Raw genomic sequence first — 19,649 nt, forward strand, 5'->3', positions numbered from 1 at the left:
TAGTGACGTGGGTCTCACTACCCCCGTAAGGGGGTGAGGGGGTGAATGCGGGTGAACGGACGCGGTGAGTCGGTCGAGGTGCGTGCTGCGCTGCTGCGGATGCGCAGGTCGGGGCTGCTTCCGGTGTCGTTCGGCGGGTTGGTGCCGGGCGGCGGCGGGCTGCCGGCCGGGTACGGGGCGCGGCAGTTCCGGATCAGCGAGCTGGCGGGCACGGCCACCGAGTCGCTGCGCGGCCTCGCGATCACCACCGGCAACGGCCTGGGCGGCAAGACGCTGGCGATGGGCCGCCCGTACGCGGTCACCGAGTACCGCGAGTCGCGGGTGATCAGCCACGAGTACGACGCGGCGGTGGCCAGTGAGGGCCTGCGGTCGGTGCTCGCGGTGCCGATCGTGGTGCAGCGGCGGGTGCGCGGGGTGCTCTACGGGGCGCTGCGGCAGCCGTTCGCGCTGGGCGACCGGCCGCTGAACGTGGCGGTGGACGCGGCGCGGGAGCTGGAACAGGCGCTGGTGATAAGGGACGAGGCGCAGCGGCTGCTCTCCCTCGCGCAGGCGCCGGTGTCCGCGGACCCGCGGGCGTGGGAGGAAGTGCGGGAGGCGCACGCGGAGTTGCGGGCGCTGGCGGGGAAGGTGCCGGACCCGCGCCTGCGGGACGAGCTGCTGGGGGCGTGCACCCGGCTCGCGGCGGCCGGCGCGGCGCCGCCGGCCGCGCGGACCGGTCCGGCGCCCGGCGCCCCCCGGTTGACCCCGCGCGAACTCGACGTCCTCAGTGCGATCTCCTCCGGCGCGACGAACGCGGCGGCTGCCGCCCGGTTGCGGCTGCGGCCGGAGACCGTCAAGAGCTATCTGCGCTCCGCGATGCGCAAACTGGGCGCGCACACCCGCCTGGAAGCGGTGGTCGCCGCGCGGCGCGCGGGCCTCCTGCCGTAAGGGCGGCGCGTACTTCCCCCGCGGCGGGGGAAGCGGGCGGCCGCGACCCCGAAAACCCACCGGACGCGGCGCCGCTGACGGCCTACGCTCACGCGGAAGGCCCCCTGCCCTGAATGGAGTTCGCCGTGTCCGTCGACCGTCTGCTCGGCTTCGCCGGGATATCCCTGGTGCTGGTGCTGATCCCCGGCCCCAGCGTGCTGTTCGTCCTCGGCCGGGCGCTGGCGCACGGCCGCCGCACCGCGCTCGGCAGCGTCGTGGGCAACGCGATCGGCGCGTACCTGCTGGCGGCGGCCGTGTCGCTGGGCCTGGGCGAGGTGATGGCGACCTCGGCGGCGGTCTTCACGGGCGTGAAGCTGGTGGGCGCGGTCTACCTGGTCTTCCTGGGCGTCAAGGCGTGGCGCCACCGCGCGGACCTGGCGACGGCGACGGCGACGGCCGTGCCGCAGGCGGGCGCGGAGCCGGACCCGGGCGCGGAGCCGGAACCGGGCGCGGGCGCGGCTGTCGGCGTGCAGGCCGGTGCGGCGAGGGTGCCGGGGCGGGCCCGCAGTGACGCGCGCACCCTGTGGGAGGGCTTCGTCGTGGGCGTGACGAACCCGAAGACCTGCATCTTCTTCGCCGCTGTGCTCCCGCAGTTCGTGAACCGGGAGGCGGGCGGCGTGCACGAGCAGATGCTGCTGCTCGGGCTGGTCTTCACCGTGCTCGCCCTGGTCTGCGACAGCGCGTGGGCGCTGACCGCGTCGGCGGCCCGCACCTGGTTCGCCCGCTCGCCGCGCCGCATGGCGGCCATCGGCGGCACTGGGGGCCTGGCGATGATCGGGCTGGGCGTGGCGGTCGCGGCGACCGGCCGCGCGGACTCCTGAGCCGTACGCCGCAGAGCCGCGCCCAGGGCACGGCGGCGAGCCCGGGGCCCGGCGGAGCGCACAGCACGCTGACAGTCAGACGCCGCGGCTCCGGGCCGGGGTTGAGCCGGGAAGCTGTGAGCAGTCGCACACCCCGGCAGGCAGCGAAACGTTTGCGTTTCGATATTTCGCGTCGTACGGTCGATCGAGTACGTCAGAGTACGAAACCGTTTCGTTCCTCCTCGCGGTTCGCCGCCCGTCCCTCTTCCAGGAGTCACTTGCCATGTCGACTCATTCCCCGGCCGACCTGAACGTCGGCGACCCGGCACCGGGCAGCCCGGTCGCCCTGGACAAGCCGACTCCAGGGGCACCCTCGTCACACCGCTGGTGGGTCCTCGCGGTGATCGCGATCGCGCAGCTCATGGTGGTGCTCGACGCGACCGTCGTCAACATCGCGCTGCCCTCCGCGCAGGAGGCGCTCCACTTCAGCGACGGCAACCGCCAGTGGATCGTCACCGCCTACTCGCTGTCCTTCGGCAGCCTGCTGCTGCTCGGCGGCCGGCTCGCGGACCTGATCGGCCGGAAGATCGTCTTCCTCACCGGTGTCGTCGGCTTCGCCGCCGCCTCCGCACTGGCCGGCGCCGCCCCGAACTTCGCGGTGCTGGTCAGCGGCCGCGCCCTCCAGGGCCTGTTCGGCGCCCTGCTCGCCCCGGCCGCCCTGGCCCTGCTGAACACCACGTTCACCGACGCCAAGGAGCGCGCCAAGGCGTTCGGCATCTACGGCGCCATCGCCGGCGCGGGCGGCGGCATCGGCCTGCTGCTCGGCGGCGTGCTCACCGAGCACCTCAGCTGGCGCTGGACGCTCTACGTCAACCTGATCTTCGCCGTCGTCGCCTTCTTCGGCGGCATGGCGCTGCTCCGCAAGGGCGCCCCGGCGATCCGCCCGCGGCTGGACGTGCCCGGCACCGTCCTGGTCACCACCGGCCTGTTCAGCGTCGTCTACGGCTTCTCCAACGCCGACAGCCACGACTGGGGCTCTCCGCTGACCTGGGGCTTCCTCGCCCTGGGCGTGGTACTGCTGGCCGCCTTCAGCTGGTCGCAGACCCGCGCCGCGCACCCGCTGCTGCCGCTGCGTGTGGTGCTCGACCGCAACCGCGGCGCGTCGTTCGCCATCCTCGGTATCGCCGGTATCGGGATGTTCGGCGTCTTCCTCTTCCTGACCTACTACCTCCAGCTGTCGCTGCACTACACCCCGGTGAAGACCGGTCTGGGCTTCCTGCCGATGATCGGCTCGCTGATGGTCGCCGCCCAGCTCGCGACGAACACGCTGCTGCCGAAGTTCGGCCCGCGGCCGATCGTGCCGGTGGGCATGGCCCTGGGCGCGGTCGGCATGGCCTGGCTCACCCAGCTGGACCTGAGCAGCACCTACGCGGCGAACGTCCTGCCGCCGCTGATCGTGATCGGCTTCGGTATCGGCCTGGCGATGCCGACCGTGATGAGCGTGGCCACCTCCGGAGTGCGCGCCGACGACGCCGGTGTCGCCTCCGCGGCGGTCAACACCATGCAGCAGGTCGGCGGCTCGATCGGCACCGCGCTGCTGAACACGCTGGCCGCCAGCGCCGCGACCGCCTACGTCACGGACCACGCGACCAGCAACCCGCCGAGCAACCTGGTCCTGGCCCACGCCCAGCTGCACAGCTACTCGACGGCCTACTGGTGGTCCGCGGCGTTCTTCGCGGTCGGCACCGTGCTCGCGGCGCTGATGTTCCGCAGCGGCCGCGCGGACCTGTCGACCGAAGGCGACGCCGTGGCCGTGCACATGTAGCCGCGGCACCCCCGACACCCCGGCGCGAACCGAGCGGAAGCAGCCGGGGAAGCCGGGGGGCCGACGACCGGGTCATCGTGGGGACGGGACACCCGGCCGCCGAGCCCCCCGACGCCGACCACCGCCCCGCCCGTGCGGCACCCCCGTGCGCACCGCCGGGGCGGTGGCCTGCTCATACGGCTACGGCCCCGCCCCTGCCTCACGTAGAGGCGGGGCGGGGCCGTATCCATAGGAGCGATCCCGGCGTACGGCGCTGAGCAGGCGCCCGCCACGTCCGGCTCCGGGGGCTGCCACGTACGGGGTGTGACGGCACCGCGAGAGCCGGGAGACCGCTCGGCCGCAGGTGCGGGCGGGCCGTGCCCACACTGCCGCCAGTCCACTTACGAGCGTCCACTCGTAACGCCAGCACCCTAATGAGGTGCCTGCGCCGCCGTCAAATACGTTGCCGGACCGCGGTGTTGCCCCGGCCGATCCGGCGTCCGGCAGCCCGCGGGGCGGACGGTCCGGACGCTCCGCGCAGTGACGTTGCGCACGTCCGACCCGTCACCGCCGAGCCGCGCAGTTCACCCGTTCGGACCGCCGCCGCCCACCGGGGCGGCCACGGGCGGCCGGCGCCGGCGGGTTCCTGCCTGGTCACCGGCCGTGGGCGCCCCCGGGTCGTACACCTGTCCGGCTCCACCCCGCCGCCCGTCCGCGCCGCCCGCGCCCGCCGGTCCGGCGGGGACGCGGCGGCCGCGCCGGGTTACCGTGAAGCCATGCACGTGAGCCAGCACCAGCCGTCCGTCGCCGGTGGCGTCGAGGAGTCCGACGGGGCGACCGGCCGAGCGCTCTACGTACCGATCCGGCGCGGTCCGGCCGGCGACGTCGTACGGCTGTGGCGTACGCCCTTCGGCACCCGCACCGCGGTCGCCTTCACCACCGACCGGCGGCTGCGCTCGGTCCTCGGGCCGACCCAGCCCTGGATTCGGCTCTCGGAGTCCGCGCTGCGCCGCCTGGCCGAGCCGCTCGGCGCCCGGCACGTCACGATCGACCCGGTCCTCACCGCGCGGCCCCCGGCCTCCTGGGGCGCGCCCGACCCGGCCGGGCCGCGCACGGCGCCGCACTCCGCCCGCGGCACCCGCCCCGTCTCCCCCGCCTGACCCGGCACCCGGCGCCCCCGGGCCCGGCCCTGGGCGGGCCGGGCCGAGAGCCGGGCCCAGGTCAGGTGCAGGTCAGGGTCGGCGCTGCCCAGTCGCCGTGGTCGTTGCCGTTCCCGTCGCCGGCGTCGCCCACCACCAGGTCGACCACTTCGGCGCCGGTGACGTCCACGTCGATCGGCACGGCTGCCTGCTTTCCGCGCAGGGTCGGCGTGGTGACCAGGGTCTTCCCGTCGGCGACCACCGAGAAGGTGACCGTGCCCGCACCGCCCGTCTCGTCGTCGACCCCGACGTCCGCGGTGAGGCGGGTGCAGCGGCCGGCGAGGTAGAGCTGCACGTCGCTGACCGCGTTGGTGCCCAGGCCCTTGGCGGAGGCGACGCCGTCGATGCTGATCGGACGGCCGTCCCCGGCCGCCTGCTCGCCGACGCTGGTGTCGCGCTCCACCGGCCCCCAGCCGTTGGTGGACGACAGGAACACCAGGTCGCTCACGGCGCTCGTCCCGGCCGGCGGGGCCGCCGGGACCGCGGCGACGACCCGCTCGTCGGAACTGGCCGCCTCGCGTCCGCGCTGGACGTAGTGCGTGGTGGCGGTGAGCACCGCGGCGGAGGGCAGGGTGCCGTCCGGCGGCCGGACCTGCCAGGTGACGGTCGCCGACCGGCCCGGCGCGAGGCGCGCGGGCAGCCCGGCGCCGACGGCCGTCGCGCTCCACCCGTCGGGCACACCCAGCGAGGCGGTGAGGCCCGTGGCCGCCGGCTGCCCGGCCGGCACGCGCACCGTCGTGGTGGCGGTGAACGCCGTACCGGACTTCACGTCGTCGGGCACGTCGAGCGCGGTGGTGAGGCCGGGGGCGGTCGGCATCGCGTACTTCGCCGGGTCGTAGCCGGGGCTGGTGTTCTGCCGGACCTTCAGCGACGAGGCGTAGCTGCCGTAGTCGGTGAGCGCGACCTTGCCCAGGCCGCCGGTGCTGCCGTCCAGGTTCCACACCGCGATGGCGATGGAGTTGTCGCCGTCGGGGTTCAGGATGCCGTTCGGCACCGGGAACGAGTGCTGCGGGCCGAGGTAGTTGACGTAGTTGCCGACCTGCCAGCCGTTGACGAAGATCGTGGCGCGGTACTTGCGCGACGGGTCGTCGGTGAAGGTCAGCCCGAGCGAGGTGTCCTGGCCCTTGGGCAGGTTCAGCCGGGCGTCGGTGCGGTACCAGGAGACGCCGGGCCGGGTGTCGGTCGCCGGCAGGGTGGTGTTCGACCACGACGCGTCCGGGTAGCCCGGCAGCGACCAGCCGGCCCGCTCGCCGTAGAGGCCGCCGGTCGACAGGGTGCCGCGCACCGGGTCGATCAGGTCCTCCCCGCCCCGCACGCCCTGGAGCCGCCAGGTGACGGGGGTCAGCGGCGCGCCGATGAGGGCGGCGCTGGTCAGGCCGCGCGCGGACTTGTTGCCGTTGGACGAGTTGTAGTCCTCCTCGTGGCCCATGTTCACCGTCAGCACGGACACGACGTTGTCGCCGGTGGGTTTCAGCGCCCCGGCCGGGAAGGTGAAGTCGGCGCTGCCGGTGGTGGAGCTGCCGAGGAAGGTGCCGTTGAGCCAGGCGGAGAACGCCTGCGCCCCGCCGCCGGAGTCGGAGACCAGGTGGATGCCCTTCTCACCGTCGGCGGTGTGGAACCGGCCGCGGTACCAGGTGTTGCCGGTGTGGAAGCCGTAGTCGTCGGCGTAGAGCACCGGGAGCGAGGTGATACCGGAGGAGCTGGTGGTGGTCGACTTGTCGGCCGTCTGCCAGCTGGAGTCGTCGAAGCCGGGCGCCGACTCCGGGGACTCCTCGGCGTGCTTCCAGTTGGTCAGCGCCGGCAGCTTCACCGGGGCCGCGACGGGGATGGTGCCGCTGCGGCCGGCGGCGCCCGCGGTGGCCGTGGCGCCGCCCAGCGGGCGGCCGTTCCAGGTGACGCGGTCGGCGGAGGTGAAGACCTCGATGTCCTTGTCGTCGCCGTTGTCGCCGGTCAGGGCGACCGTGCGGCCGCCGTCCTGGCTGGTCGCGGTGCGCAGCAGGTGGCTGCCGCGGACCAGGACCGGCCCGGTGGCGGTGTCCTGCCGCCAGAAGGTCTCCGCGGTCGGCTTGTCGCCGACGAGCAGCAGGCTCGGCCGGGAGCCGCCGCCGCTGATGCCGATCCGGATCAGGCCCTGGTGCGTGTAGTTCAGCCGCAGGTCGCCGGTGGCGGCGTCCCAGGTCGTGGTGACCTTGCCGCCGGTGCTGGTCACGGTCGGCCGGGAGGTGTAGCGCAGCACCGTCTCGCCGTCGCTGCCCGCGTCGCCGTACAGCACGGAGACGTCCCGGCCGCCGATGGTCGCGGTGGTCATGATCTCGGAGGTGGAGTACTGGAGCCGGGAGTCGCCGAGCCGGTAGTCGGCGACGATGACGTGCGAGTCGCGGCCGTCCAGGGTGATCGCGGTGCCGGGCTGCTGCGGGACCACCGGGTAGGTCGGCACGGCGGTGGCGGCGGTGGGCACGTCGATGGCGTCGATGGAGACGAAGTCGTCGGTGGAGCCCGCGGCGTGGCTGCCTGCCACCACGATCTTCAGCGTGTGCGCGCCGGCGGCCAGTCCCGTCTTCTGGAAGACCACCGCCTGGTTCTCGCTGCCGGAGTCGTCGACGGTCGCGACCTTGGCGCCGTCGAGGTAGACGTCGGCGTAGCCGTGGTTGTCGGTCTTCGACCCGATCCAGCGGACCGCGGTGCCGTCGAAGGGCACGGTGACCGAGTCGCCGGCGGTGCGGGAGAACGTCTCGGTGTTCTTGTAGTCGCCGCCGGTGTAGCTCTGGTTCGCCACGTGCGACCAGTTGCCGGTGTACTGGAGTGCGGAGTCGGGGTCGTCCCAGGTGTAGCTGGTGTCCGTGACAGGCTTGGCGTTGAAGTCCAGCGCGATGTGCGTGGTGTCGACGGCGGTGGACGTGGAGTCGGCGTGCCGCAGCACATGGAACTGGGTGCCGGTGTCGGGGTTGCGCCGGGCGGTGTCCACGACCGAGGTGTCGTCCGGTGGTGCGGCCTTGATCGGGTCGGTCTTCGTCAGCGGGGCCATGGACTGGGTGAAGTACCCGATGAGCTTGTCCTCGTCGTACTTCGGGTCGAGCTGGCGGGTCTCGCGGATCGCGGCGCCGTAGTCGTAGGAGGTGTAGTTCTCCGGTTCGCCGAGCCAGCCCCAGTTGGTGCCGCCGTAGGTCATGTAGAAGCTCTGGGCGGTGGCGCCGACGGCGATGTTCTGCTTGTAGAACACGTCGGCGAACTTGTCGTCGATGAGCTGGGCGCACTTGTCGTAGCCCGGGCCGCCCCACGGGTCGAAGGCGCCGCCCTGGAACTCCGGGGTGTAGAGCGGCTTTCCGGCCGGGTGGTCGTAGCTGATGTCGGGGACGCCGTTCCACTTCGCCGGGTTGGAGCAGTTGAAGCCCTGCGGGTAGGAGTCGGGGCCGTCCACGTCCAGGGCGCCGGTCCCGGAGTTGAAGGTGCCGTTGTTGTTGCCGGTGAGCGGCACCGTGATGCCGTCGGCGCGGGCCTTGTCCTCCAGGTGCTGCATGTAGGCGCGGGCCGTCGCGGACCCGTCGTAGTACTCGTTCTCGACCTGGTACGCGATGACCGTGCCGGTGCCGTTGGTGAGCTGGTGCCGGGCGAGGATGCGGTCGATCTGCGTCAGCCACTCGTCGGCGTACTTCAGGAACTGCGGGTCGTCGGTGCGGTTCTTCTCGTCCTTGGTGGTCAGCCAGCCGGGCAGCCCGCCGCCGTCGACCTCGGCGTTGATGTACGGCGCCGGGCGGGCGATCACGTAGAGGCCGGCCTGCTGCGCCATGTCGAGCAGCTTGTCGACGTCTCGCACACCGGTGAAGTCGTACACGCCCGGCGCGGGCGAGTGGTAGCCCCAGTCGAAGTACAGGGAGGTGGCGTTGAACCCGGCGGCCTTCATCTTCTGGAAGATGTCCAGCCACAGGTCGGGGCTGGGCAGCCGGAAGTAGTGGAACTCGCCGGACCACAGGTAGGTGCGGGTGCCGTCGACGAGGAAGGAGTAGCCGTCGAAGGTGACGGTGTGGGGTGTCGCCGCGGCGCCCTTGGCAGCAGCGGGTACGGCGCCGGCGCGGTCGGCGCTCGCGGCGGCGGCCGTGTGCGCGGCTCCCGCCGCCATGGCGGGTGCGGTGGTGCCCGCGGACAGGGCGATCGCCATGGCCGCGGCGAGCCCGGCCCACCAGCGCCCTGTCCTGCGCCGCCCTGATCTGCCGGAACCTGCGTCGCCCGGGTGACTTCGCACTGCGGCCTCCACGCTCTCGGAAGAGTCAACTCCCAACAGAACCAACCGGAGTCGAACAATAAGAGCGGCTTCATGGCCGCACAATAGGCAGCACACAGGAACCCCTCGGGGCGGGCCGGGTGCGCGGGGGTCAGCGGCGGGGCAGGGTCAGCGGGCGCGCTGGAACGCCCGGCCCTCGTCGGTGATGACGGGGCCGGTGTGGAACAGGCCGGTGCTGGGGGCGCCGTCCTTGGCCGGCAGGCCGAACCAGGCGTAGCGCTGGAGGTAGGGCAGGCCGTCGAGCATGGTCGTGGCGGCGGTCAGGAAGGCGGCCTGCTGCTGGTCGCTCGGGTAGCGCGCGCTGCCGCCGGAGAAGTCGGTGAGCGCGAACTCGGTGAGCCAGATCGGCTTGTGGTAGCGGTCGTGGACGGCCTGGAGGTAGGACTTCAGCTGGGCGACGGCGTCGGGCGTGGTGAAGTCCCCGCCGTACCAGTGCAGGGTGATGAAGTCGACGCGGTAGCCCTTCTGCCGCGCGCCGGTCATGAAGCGGTCCAGCCAGCCGCCGGCGGTGTCCGCGCCGTAGGCGACCGCCGGGCTGCCGAGCACCTTCCCGGCGGACTCCAGCTTCGGCCACAGCGCCAGGGCCTGGTCGACGGTCATGTTCGACTGGCCTGACATGTCGGGTTCGTTGAAGCCCAGCAGGTAGGGTCCGGCCGCCTTCGCCTGCGCCAGCGCCGTGGAGGTCGCGCTGTCCGCGCCCCAGATCATCGGGACGAAGCCGGGGCCGCTGATCCCGTCGTGGGCGGTGGACCAGGTGTAGTACCAGCTCGCGCCGGACCGGGCGAGCGCGGCGTCGACGCCGTCGAAGGTCCACACGCCCACGCCCTTGCGGGAGGACGTGGCGGGCGCGGCGGGCGGCGCCGCGGGAGCCGGGGCGCGGGTGGCGGCCTTCGGGGTGGGTGTACGGGTGGCGGGGGCGGTGGTCGTGGGGGTCGCCTTCGGCGGCGTGGTCGGTGCCGAGGTGGTGGGGGTGCGGGTCGCGGTGGCCCGCACCGTGGTGGCGGCAGGGGCGGGCGCGGCGTGGGCGGCGGGCGCCGCCGGGTCGGTGGCCAGATGCACCGCGAGCAGGGCGCCCGCCGCGACGGCCGCGACCGCGGTGACGGCGGCGGCCGGGACGGCGACGGGCCCGTGCAGCAGGCGCGGCCGCAGCCGGTGGGCTCCCCGGTGCGCACCGCTCCGCTGTGGGGGGTGGGGGTGCGGAGCGGTGCGCTGGGTGGGGGGTGTGGGGGGTTCGGGGCTCGCGGGGGTCGCTGGGGCCGCGGGGGCTGTTGCGGGCAGCGGCGGCGGGCCGGCGTGCACAGCGGCGAGCGAGACCGGCAGCGGCAGCAGCGGCAGCCCGCTGAGCAGGCGCTCCATCGGCAGCAGCGCGGAGCCGGGCCGCCCGCACACCTGGCAGCGCCGGATGTGCCGGGCGAACCGCTTGCGCCACAGCGGGCTCGGCACGCCGTCCCAGGAGCCGGTCATCTCACGCAGGTCCGGGCAGGGTTCGGCCGCGCCCAGCGCCCGCACCACGATCCGCGAGGTCTCCAGTTGCTCCTTCATCCGCTGGACCTTCACCGCGGCGTGCTGCCGGGTGAGCCCGAGCGCGTCGGCCAGTTCGGCCCGGCCGATGTCGCCGGTCTCCTCCAGCCACCACAGCGCCAGCAGCGTACGGTCGTCGTGGTCCAGCCAGCGGGTCGCCTCGGCGATCTCCCGGCGCTGGTCGGTCAGGCCCAGCCGCAGGATCGTCACCGACGCGAAGTCCGAGGCGGGGTCGGCCACCAGCTCGGCCGCGTCCAGGTCGGTCCGCTGGTGCCAGGACGCCTTCCTGGCCTGCTCCCGGTCGCGCACCTGCCGCACCGCGATCGCCACCAGCCAGGACCGGAAGGCCGCCGGGTCGCGCAGGTCCGCCAGGCCCCGCACCACCCGCAGCAGCGTCTCCTGCACCACGTCGTCCACGTCGTCGTGGCCGTCCAGCGCCCGGCCGACGATGTTGTAGACCAGCGGCAGGCACTGCGCCACGAGCCGCTCCAGCGCCCGCTCGTCCCCGTCCCGCGCCGCGGACACCATCGCCGGGTCGGGCCCGCTCCGATCGCCTGCACGCATGCGTTCCGCCGTTCTGCTGTTCCGCTGGTCCGGTGTCCGTCGTTCTGCCTGGGCTGGGTGCCCGCACCACAGGAGACCGCCGCCGCCCGCCCCCGATAACAAAAACTTTCCCGCGCCCCCGGTGAAAAGCCCGCCGCTCCCCCGGTGCCTGCGGCGGCACTCGACGTCAAGTCCGCTTGAGGCACGAGGCTGACCGGCATGGCGTCCGCCGGACCGGAGCGGGTGCTGCCCGGACCGTATCGTGCGTGGCCGGCCGGCCGGGCGTTCCGGCGGCCGATGCCGGTGTTCACGCGGCGGCTGGTGGTGACCGACGCGGCGCTGCGGGCCGTACCGCGGTGGGCGTTCGGCGGGAGGGGCGAAGGGTCAGGGGTGCGGCCGGAGTTGGGGGACGGGCTGGAGGAGGGCGCGGCGGGTCGCCGCCCGGGTCCAGGCGGCGGTCTCGGCCGCGTCGGCGCACGCGGGGTCCCAGAGGCGGACGGTGAGGTCGCCGGGGAGTTCGTGGACGCGGCCGCGCAGGTCGCGCAGCACCCACACGGTGGAGCGCTTGGGCCGTACCGGCATGCCGACGACGGGGCCGTTGGGGGTGTCGGCCTGCCAGACCAGCGCGCGGGTGAGCGGTTCGAAGAGCGGGTCGTCGAGGTGGGCGGCGATCCAGCGGGCCACGGGCCGGCCGGGGTCGGCGTGCCGCAGCTCGGCGAGCAGGCCCAGGTGGGCGGCCATGTCGGCGCGCAGGGCGGCAAGTTGGGTCTGCAAGGCGGTGTGCAGCGCCGGGTCGCCGTGGCGGATCTTCGACGGGGGGTGGGCCAGGTGGCGGCCGTGCGGGTTGCGGAACTCCAGCCGCACGTCTCCGTCGGCGCGGACCCGGAAGACGGCGGTGTACGGGCCGGCCGGCACCTGGAGCGTGCGGCGGCCGTCGGCCGGCGGCAGGTGCGCGAGGCGGGCCTTGGCCTCGGTGGCGGCGCGGACCGCCGAGGCGGGCGCGCCCGTCAGCAGGCGGCGGTGCCGGCCGGGCGCCGGGTCGCGGGCCAGCGCGGCGAGTGCGGCCAGGCCCCCGCGCAGGAAGAGCGCGGGGCCCGCGCCGCTCGGCCCGCGGTCCACCGCGAGCAGGGCCTCCCCCAACTCCCGTACGGCCTCCGGGTCGTTGCTGACGCAGGCGGCCCAGGCGAGCCCGGCCAGCAGCCACCCGGCCCGCTCGCCGATCAGCCCGCGGTGGAGCTGTGCGGCGTGCTCGCAGTCGGCGGGCTCGCCACGGGCGGCCCGCAGCAACCGCCGTACGGCGCGGTGGGCTTCGGGCGAGTCGTGCAGCAACTCCCCCATGCCGCCGAGCCAGGCGTAGGAGGGCCGCACGCTCGTCACGCGGCCGAGCCGCTCAAGCAGGTCGAGCGCGGGCGGCCGGTAGAGGTCGGTGCCGAGCTCGCAGCGGGCCGCGGCGGCGAAGGGGTCGCCGTGCGGCAGGAGGGCGTCCACGTCGTAGGGCAGGCCGAGCAGGGCCCGCAGCCGGTCCAGGAAGGCGCCTGGCGCGGCCGGGTCGGACACCGGAGCGTCCGGCGCGCGGCCGTCGGCGGGCCGGCGTCCCTCACCCGGGGTCCAGGCCGCGGTGCGGCAGCCCATCCGCACGGTGAGCGCGGTGCGCAAATACGACACGAACGGCGCGCGCGCCTGCTCGGGCAGCTCCTCCAGTGCGGCCAGCGGTAGTTGGAGGGAGCGCTCGCCGTCCGTCCAGGTGCCCGCCGGCCGCGGTCCCTGGAGGGTGCCGGACAGCGCGGCGCGGAACAGCTCGTGCACCTGCGCGGGCCGCCACCCGCACTGCGCCGCCGCGAGCGCCTGGCCGACGTACCACTCGGCGTCGGCCGCGCCCAGCCCGCCGCGCTCCTGCTGCAACCGCAGGGCGACACGGCGCCGTTCGTGCGCGGGCAGCCGGGCCACGAGCGCCGCGCAGTGGTCGAAGGGCGGCGCGCCGCCCTTCGCCCGGTCCGGCTGCCGCCGGTTCGCCCGCTCGTCCTTCCCGGCCGCCTTGAGCAGGGCGCGCGCCAGCCGGGCCGGCCGCAGCGGGTCCTGCGGCTTGCCGTGCAAGGTCCGCGGGAAGAGCCTTCCTTCGTACGGGAGTTCGCCGCGCCGCCAGATCACCGCTCGCCCTCGCCTTCGTCTCCGCCCGGGTCTTCCCCTTCGCCCGGGTCATCGCCCTCGCCCGGGTCTGCGCCTTCCCCTGTGCGCCCCGCTCCCGCATCCCCCGCGCCACACCGCCTCGCGGACCGTTTCCGTCCGCAAGCCCCCGTACCGTGGCGCCCATGGTCACCGAACCGGTCAGCCGGCGCACCCTCAACCGGACCCTCCTGTCCCGCCAACTCCTCCTGGAGCCGGCCGACATGGGCCCGGAGGACGTCGTCTCCCACCTGCTGGGCCTCCAGTCGCAGAACGCCTCCTCCGCCTATCCGGGGCTGTGGACCCGCCTGGCCGCCTTCGACTTCGCCGCGCTCGGCCGCCTGCTCACCGAACGCCGCGTCGTACGGCTCGCGTTGATGCGCGACACCGTGCATCTGGTGACGGCTGCGGACGCCCTGCGGTTGCGGCCCTGGCTGCAACCGGCCCTCGACCGCGGGCCGCGCTCCGCCCCCTGGGCCGCCGGGCTCACCGGGGTGGACCGGGCCGAGCTGATCGCCGCCGGGCGCTCGGCGCTGGCCGAACAGCCGCTCGGGCCTGGCGAGTTGAAGGAACTGCTCGGGCCGCGCTTCCCGGCCGCCGACCCCGCCTCGCTCGTCACCGCGCTGCGCTGCTGGGCGCCCCTGGTCCAGGTGCCGCCGCGCGGCGTGTGGGGGGTACCCGGCGGGCTGCGGTACGCCTTCGCCGACGACTGGCTCGGCGCACCGCTCGACGCCGACCCGGACCCGGCCGGTCTGGTGCGCCGCTACCTCGCGGCCTTCGGGCCCGCCGACGCGGCCGACATGCAGAAGTGGTCCGGGCGCACCGGCCTCAAGCAGCTCTTCACCGCACTCGACCTGCGCACCTACCGCACCGAGGACGGCCGGCTGCTGTACGACCTGCCCGACGCCGCGCTCACCGACCCCGACACGCCCGTCCCCGCCCGCTACGTCGCCGACTTCGACAACCTCCTGCTCTCGCACACCGACCGCACCCGCATCCTCGGCGACGTGCCCAAGTCCCGGGTCATCTCCGTCAACGGCCTGGTCAGCGGCACCGTCCTGGTGGACGGCTTCGTCGCCGGCACCTGGCGCTTCACCCGCGACAAGGCCACCGTCACGCTCGCCGTCACCCCCTTCGCACCGCTGCGCCCCGCCGACCGCGACACCCTGGAGGCCGCGGGCCTGCGCCTGCTCGCCGCCGCCCACGCCGCCACCCCGCCCGACCTGCGCACGGTCCGCTTCACCCCGGCGTAGGACGCGTCCGCGAAGCCCCCCGGGACGTCGCGGGCGCACCGCCTGGACGCCGGGTCAGGCCACCGCGTGGATGGGGCGGCCCGAGTCACGGAGGGGGCGGCCGGTGGCGCCGTAGCGCAGGGCGACGATCTCGGCGGCGATGGACAGCGCGGTCTCCTCGGGGGTGCGGGCGCCGAGGTCGAGGCCGATCGGGGAGCGCAGCCGGGCGAGGGCGGTTTCGGACAGCCCGGCCGCGCGGAGCCGGTCGAGCCGTTGGAGGTGGGTGCGGCGCGAGCCCATGGCGCCGACGTAGGCGAGCGGCAGGCGCAGCGCCCGCTCCAGCAGGGGCACGTCGAACTTCGCGTCATGGGTCAGGACGCACACCGCGGTGCGCGGGTCGATCCGCCCGGCGGCAGCCTCGGCGTCGAGGTAGCGGTGCGGCCACTCCACGACGACGCGGTCCGCGCCGGGGAAGCGCGGCGCGGTGGTGAACACCGGCCGGGCGTCGCACACGGTCACGTCGTACCCGAGGAACTTCCCGGCCCGCACCAGCGCGGCGGCGAAGTCGATCGCGCCGAAGACGAGCATCCGCGGCGGCGGCACGCTGGACTCGACCAGCAGCGTCAGCGGCCGCCCGCAGCGGCTGCCGTCGCGTCCGACGGCCACGGTGCCGGTGCGCCCGGCCGCGAGCATCGCGTGCGCCTGCCCGGCGGCCGTACGGTCCCGCGGCCCGTCGCCGAGGGTGCCGTCGTACGACCCGTCGGCGCGTACCAGCAGGGCGCGGCCGAGGAGTTCGGCCGGGCCGTCGGCGACCCGGGCGAGCGCCGCGGCCCTTCCGGCGGCGGCGTCGGCCAGCGCGCGGGCGATCTCGGGCCGGGCGCGGGGGTCGATCCGCTGGACGAGGATGTCGATCTCGCCGCCGCAGCTCAGGCCGACGGCGAAGGCGTCCTCGTCGGAGTAGCCGAAGCGCCGCACCACGGTCGCCGGGCCCGCGCCGGACAGCGCGTCGCGGCACAGTTCGTAGACGGCGCCCTCGACGCACCCGCCGGAGACGCTGCCGGCCGCGGCGCCCTCCTCGTCCACGGCGAGCGCGGCGCCGGGCTGCCGCGGGGCGCTGCCGCCGGTGGCGAGCACGGTCGCGACGGCGAACGGCCGCCCGCGCGCGCACCACCGGTGCAGTTCGGTCGCGAGGTCCAGCATGGCGGTCCGCCTCCTTGCTCAACTCGGGTGCACACAGCGGGAATCGGGGGCCCGCGACTGCGGGCACGCGGGCTCAGGTGCCGGTGAGGTGCTCCGGCCGCACCGGTGTGCGGTTCAGCTCCAGCCCGGTCGCCTGCCGGATGGCGGCCAGCACCGCCGGGGTCGAGGACAGGGTGGGGGCCTCGCCGACGCCCCGCAGCCCGTACGGGGCGTGCTGGTCGGCGAGTTCGAGCACGTCGACGGGGATGGTGGGGGTGTCGAGGATGGTCGGGATCAGGTAGTCGGTGAAGGACGGGTTGCGGACCTTCGCCGTCCTCGGGTCGACCACGATCTCCTCCATGACGGCGATCCCGAGGCCCTGGGTGCTGCCGCCCTGAATCTGACCGGTCACCGACAGCGGGTTGATCGCCTTGCCGACGTCCTGCGCGCAGGCGAGTTCGACCACCTTGACCAGGCCGAGTTCGGTGTCCACCTCGACCACGGCCCGGTGCGCGGCGAAGCTGTACTGCACGTGCCCGTCGCCCTGCCCGGTGCGCAGGTCGAACGGCTGCGTCGGGCGGTGCCTGAACTCCCGTTCCAGGTCCACCGCTTCGCCCTCCAGCACGTCGGCGATGGCGGCCAGCACCTCGCCCCCGTCGGTCACCACGTGGCCGTCCTCCAGCAGCAACTCCGCGGTGGCCCACGCCGGATGGTGGGTGCCGAACCGGCGCCGGCCGATCTGGAGCACCTGTTCCCGTACGGCCTCGCAGGTGTGCTTGACCGCGCCGCCGGTCATGTACGTCTGCCGGGAGGCGGAGGTGGAGCCGGCCGAGCCGACGCGGGTGTCGGCGGGCTGGATCGTCACCTGGGTGACGCCGAGTTCGGAGCGGGCGATCTGCGCGTGCACGGTGACGCCGCCCTGCCCGACCTCGGCCATCGCGGTGTGCACGGTCGCGACCGCCTCGCCGCCCACCGCCTCGATCCGCACCCGCGCGGTGGAGTAGTCGTCGAACCCCTCGGAGAAGCCGACGTTCTTGATGCCGACCGCGTAGCCGACGCCCCGCACGACGCCCTCGCCGTGCGTGGTGTTGGACAGGCCGCCGGGCAGGGCGCGGATGTCGGCGCCCTCGGTGGTGCGCCACTGCTGCTCGGGCGGCAGCGGCCGCGCCTTGACCCGGCGCAGCAGTTCGGCGACCGGCGCGGGCGAGTCGACGCGCTGCCCGGTCGGCATGAGCGTGCCCTGCCGCATGGCGTTGCGCTGCCGGAACTCCACCGGGTCCAGGCCGAGTTCGCCTGCGACCTTGTCCATCTGGGCCTCGTAGGCGAAGCACGCCTGGACCGCGCCGAAGCCGCGCATGGCGCCGCAGGGCGGGTTGTTGGTGTAAAGCGCGAGCGCCTCGATGTCCACGTCGTCCACCGCGTAGGGGCCGACCGACAGGGAGGCGGCGTTGCCGACGACGGCCGGGGAGGAGGAGGCGTAGGCGCCGCCGTCCAGCACGATCCGGCAGCGGACGTGGGTGAGCTTGCCGTCGCGGGTGGCGCCGTGCTCGTAGCTCAGCCGGGCCGGGTGCCGGTGCACATGGCCGAAGAACGACTCGAACCGGTTGTAGACGATCTTCACCGGTCGGCCGGTGCGCAGCGCCAGCAGGCAGCCGTGGATCTGCATCGACAGGTCCTCGCGGCCGCCGAAGGCCCCGCCGACCCCGGAGAGCGTCATGCGGACCTTGCGTTCGGGCAGGCCGAGCACCGGGGCGATCTGCCGCAGGTCGGAGTGGAGCCACTGGGTGGCCACGTACAGGTCGACGCCGCCGTCCTCGGCGGGTACCGCCAGACCCGACTCGGGGCCGAGGAACGCCTGGTCCTGCATGCCGAAGACGTACTCGCCGCGCACCACCACGTCGGCGCGGGCGGCCGCGGCGTCGGCGTCGCCGCGCACGATCGGCTGGCGGTGCACGATGTTGGGGTGCGGCACGTGCCCGCTGTGGTGGTCGTCGCGGTCCTCGTGCACCAGCACCGCGCCGGGCCCGGTCGCGGTCTCCTCGTCGGTGACCAGCGGCAGTTCCTCGTAGTCGACGCGGATCTTCGCGGCGGCCCGGCGGGCGGTCTCGGGGTGGTCGGCGGCCACCAGCGCGACCGGTTCGCCGTGGTGGCGGACCTTGCCGTGCGCGAGGACCGGGGTGTCGCGGATCTCCAGTCCGTAGTGGCGCACCTCGGTGGGCAGGTCGTCGTAGGTGAGGACGGCGTGGACGCCGGGAGTGGCCAGCGCCTCGGCGGTGTCGATGGCGAGGATCTTCGCGTGGGCGACGGTGCTGCGCAGGGTGTGGCCCCAGAGCATGTCCTCGTGCCACAGGTCGGAGGCGTACGCGAACTCGCCGGTGACCTTGAGGATGCCGTCGGGGCGCAGCGTGGACGCGCCGACGCCGCCCGCGGTGCCGGCGGCGCCCTGGGTGAGGCTGGTCGGCGCCCGGTCGGGGGTGCGGGAGCCGGCGGGCCGGTCGGAGCGTTCGGGGGTACGGGAGTGCGCCGGGGACTGCCGTCGTTCGTCCATCGTCACACCGCCTGGCCGGTCCGGGCGGCCGCCAGGCGCACCGCGTCGAGGATCTTCTCGTAGCCGGTGCAGCGGCACAGGTTGCCCGACAGCGCCTCGCGGATGTCGCCGTCGGACGGTTCCGGGGTGCGCTCCAGCAACTCGTCGGCGGCGACCAGCAGTCCGGGGGTGCAGAAGCCGCACTGCACGGCGCCGGCGTCCACGAACGCCTGCTGCACGGTGGAGAGCCGGCCGTCGGGCCGCAGCAGCCCCTCCACGGTGGTCACGTCGCGGCCCTGGGCCTGTCCGGCGGCCACCAGGCAGGCGCAGACCGGCACCCCGTCCAACCGGACCGTGCAGGACCCGCACTCCCCCTGTTCGCAGGCGTTCTTCGCGCCCGGCAGCCCCAGCCGCTCGCGCAGCACGTACAGCAGGCTCTCGCCCTCCCACACGTCGTCCGCCTCCTGCGGGCGGCCGTTGACGGTCAACGTCACGCGCATGACTGGCTCCTCGGGTCGCCGCGGTACTCCTGCCAGGCCCACCCCAGGGTGCGGCGGGCCATCACGCCGAGCGCGTGCCTGCGGTAGGAGGCGGTGCCGCGCACGTCGTCGATCGGGTTGGCGGCGCCGGCCACCAGCTCCGCGAACTGCGCCGCCACCGACGGCGGCAGGGGCCCGCGGCTGTCCCACAGCCCGGCCTCGTCCAGCGCGGCGGCGAGGAACTCCTCGGCGGCCCTGGCCCGGATCGGGGTGGGCGCGGCCGAGCCGATACCGGTGCGGACCGTACGGTCGGCCGGGTGCAGCGCCAGGCCCAGGGCGCAGACCGCGATCACCATCGCGTTGCGGGTGCCGACCTTGGAGAACTGCTGCGGGCCGGTCGCCCGGGGCAGGTGGACGGCCCGGATCAGCTCGTCGGGTGCGAGGGCGTTGCGCTTCACGCCGAGGTAGAAGTCGTCGATCGGGATCATCCGGCTGCCGCGGACCGACTCGGCCTCGACCTGGCAGCCGCCGGCCAGCAGCGCGGGGTGGGCGTCGCCGGCCGGTGAGGCGGTGCCGAGGTTGCCGCCGACCCCGCCGCGGTTGCGGATCTGCGGGGAGGCCACGGTGTGGGCGGCCAGCGCCAGCCCGGGCAGGTCGGTGCGCAGGTGCTCGATGATCCTCGCGTAGGGGACGGACGCGCCGAGCCGTACGGTCTGCTCGCCGGTCTGCCACTCCTGGAGTTCGCCGATGCGGTTGAGGTCCATCAGGTGGGTGGGCCTGCGGTGGTCGAAGTTGATCTCGACCATCACGTCCGTGCCGCCGGCGATGGGCACGGCGGAGGGGTGCTCGGCCTTCGCGGCGAGCGCCTCCGGCCAGCTCGCGGGGCGCAGGAATTCCATACGGGCCCTCCTGTCGGAGCGCGGGGCTCGGGGTCCGGGGTCGGACTCGGATCGTGTT

Annotated in this window: 12 protein-coding genes; 5 read left to right on the forward strand and 7 right to left on the reverse strand. The window is 74.6% G+C overall.

Annotated elements, in window-relative coordinates:
- The first annotated feature begins 45 nt into the window (after positions 1 to 45).
- From AC3ERT_RS21925 to AC3ERT_RS21940, 4 genes are all read left to right on the forward strand, one after another.
- The gene (locus AC3ERT_RS21925) at positions 46 to 927 is read left to right on the forward strand and encodes a helix-turn-helix transcriptional regulator (protein WP_335979673.1); all 882 of its coding nucleotides are present in this window, start codon (positions 46 to 48) and stop codon (positions 925 to 927) included.
- Positions 928 to 1,040: 113 nt separating this feature from the next.
- Positions 1,041 to 1,787, forward strand: a complete 747-nt coding sequence (locus AC3ERT_RS21930) for a LysE family translocator (RefSeq protein WP_435176223.1) — start codon at positions 1,041 to 1,043, stop codon at positions 1,785 to 1,787.
- Between the two features lie 262 nt (positions 1,788 to 2,049).
- The gene (locus tag AC3ERT_RS21935; protein WP_435176226.1) at positions 2,050 to 3,591 is read left to right on the forward strand and encodes an MFS transporter; all 1,542 of its coding nucleotides are present in this window, start codon (positions 2,050 to 2,052) and stop codon (positions 3,589 to 3,591) included.
- Between the two features lie 755 nt (positions 3,592 to 4,346).
- A complete protein-coding gene (locus tag AC3ERT_RS21940) occupies positions 4,347 to 4,730 on the forward strand; it encodes an SAV_915 family protein (RefSeq protein ID WP_435176229.1) in 384 nt (127 codons plus the stop codon).
- Between the two features lie 61 nt (positions 4,731 to 4,791).
- Here the strand turns inward: AC3ERT_RS21940 and AC3ERT_RS21945 are convergent, their stop codons facing one another.
- The 3 genes from AC3ERT_RS21945 to AC3ERT_RS21955 form a co-directional block, all read right to left on the reverse strand.
- On the reverse strand, positions 4,792 to 8,925 hold the full coding sequence (locus AC3ERT_RS21945) for a beta-galactosidase (RefSeq protein ID WP_435176343.1): 4,134 nt from the start codon (positions 8,923 to 8,925) through the stop codon (positions 4,792 to 4,794).
- Positions 8,926 to 9,156: 231 nt separating this feature from the next.
- Positions 9,157 to 11,133, reverse strand: coding sequence for a sigma-70 family RNA polymerase sigma factor (locus tag AC3ERT_RS21950; protein WP_435176231.1), 1,977 nt, complete (start codon positions 11,131 to 11,133; stop codon positions 9,157 to 9,159).
- Between the two features lie 363 nt (positions 11,134 to 11,496).
- Positions 11,497 to 13,260, reverse strand: coding sequence for a DUF4132 domain-containing protein (locus tag AC3ERT_RS21955; protein WP_435176234.1), 1,764 nt, complete (start codon positions 13,258 to 13,260; stop codon positions 11,497 to 11,499).
- A 161-nt stretch (positions 13,261 to 13,421) separates the two neighbouring features.
- Here AC3ERT_RS21955 and AC3ERT_RS21960 point away from each other — a divergent pair, with 161 nt between their 5' ends.
- Complete coding sequence (locus AC3ERT_RS21960; protein WP_435176236.1) at positions 13,422 to 14,528, forward strand: winged helix DNA-binding domain-containing protein; 1,107 nt, start codon at positions 13,422 to 13,424, stop codon at positions 14,526 to 14,528.
- Positions 14,529 to 14,582: 54 nt separating this feature from the next.
- Here the strand turns inward: AC3ERT_RS21960 and AC3ERT_RS21965 are convergent, their stop codons facing one another.
- The 4 genes from AC3ERT_RS21965 to AC3ERT_RS21980 form a co-directional block, all read right to left on the reverse strand.
- The gene (locus AC3ERT_RS21965; RefSeq protein WP_435176239.1) at positions 14,583 to 15,707 is read right to left on the reverse strand and encodes an XdhC family protein; all 1,125 of its coding nucleotides are present in this window, start codon (positions 15,705 to 15,707) and stop codon (positions 14,583 to 14,585) included.
- A gap of 73 nt (positions 15,708 to 15,780) precedes the next feature.
- Entirely contained in the window at positions 15,781 to 18,234 is a 2,454-nt protein-coding gene (pucD, locus tag AC3ERT_RS21970) for a xanthine dehydrogenase subunit D (RefSeq protein ID WP_435176242.1), read from the reverse strand.
- A gap of 2 nt (positions 18,235 to 18,236) precedes the next feature.
- On the reverse strand, positions 18,237 to 18,713 hold the full coding sequence (locus tag AC3ERT_RS21975; protein WP_335979691.1) for a (2Fe-2S)-binding protein: 477 nt from the start codon (positions 18,711 to 18,713) through the stop codon (positions 18,237 to 18,239).
- Entirely contained in the window at positions 18,704 to 19,591 is an 888-nt protein-coding gene (locus AC3ERT_RS21980) for an FAD binding domain-containing protein (RefSeq protein ID WP_335979692.1), read from the reverse strand. The genes AC3ERT_RS21975 and AC3ERT_RS21980 overlap by 10 nt, the downstream gene beginning before the upstream one ends.
- Positions 19,592 to 19,649 lie beyond the last annotated feature (58 nt).

This window comes from Actinacidiphila sp. bgisy145 (assembly GCF_057708125.1).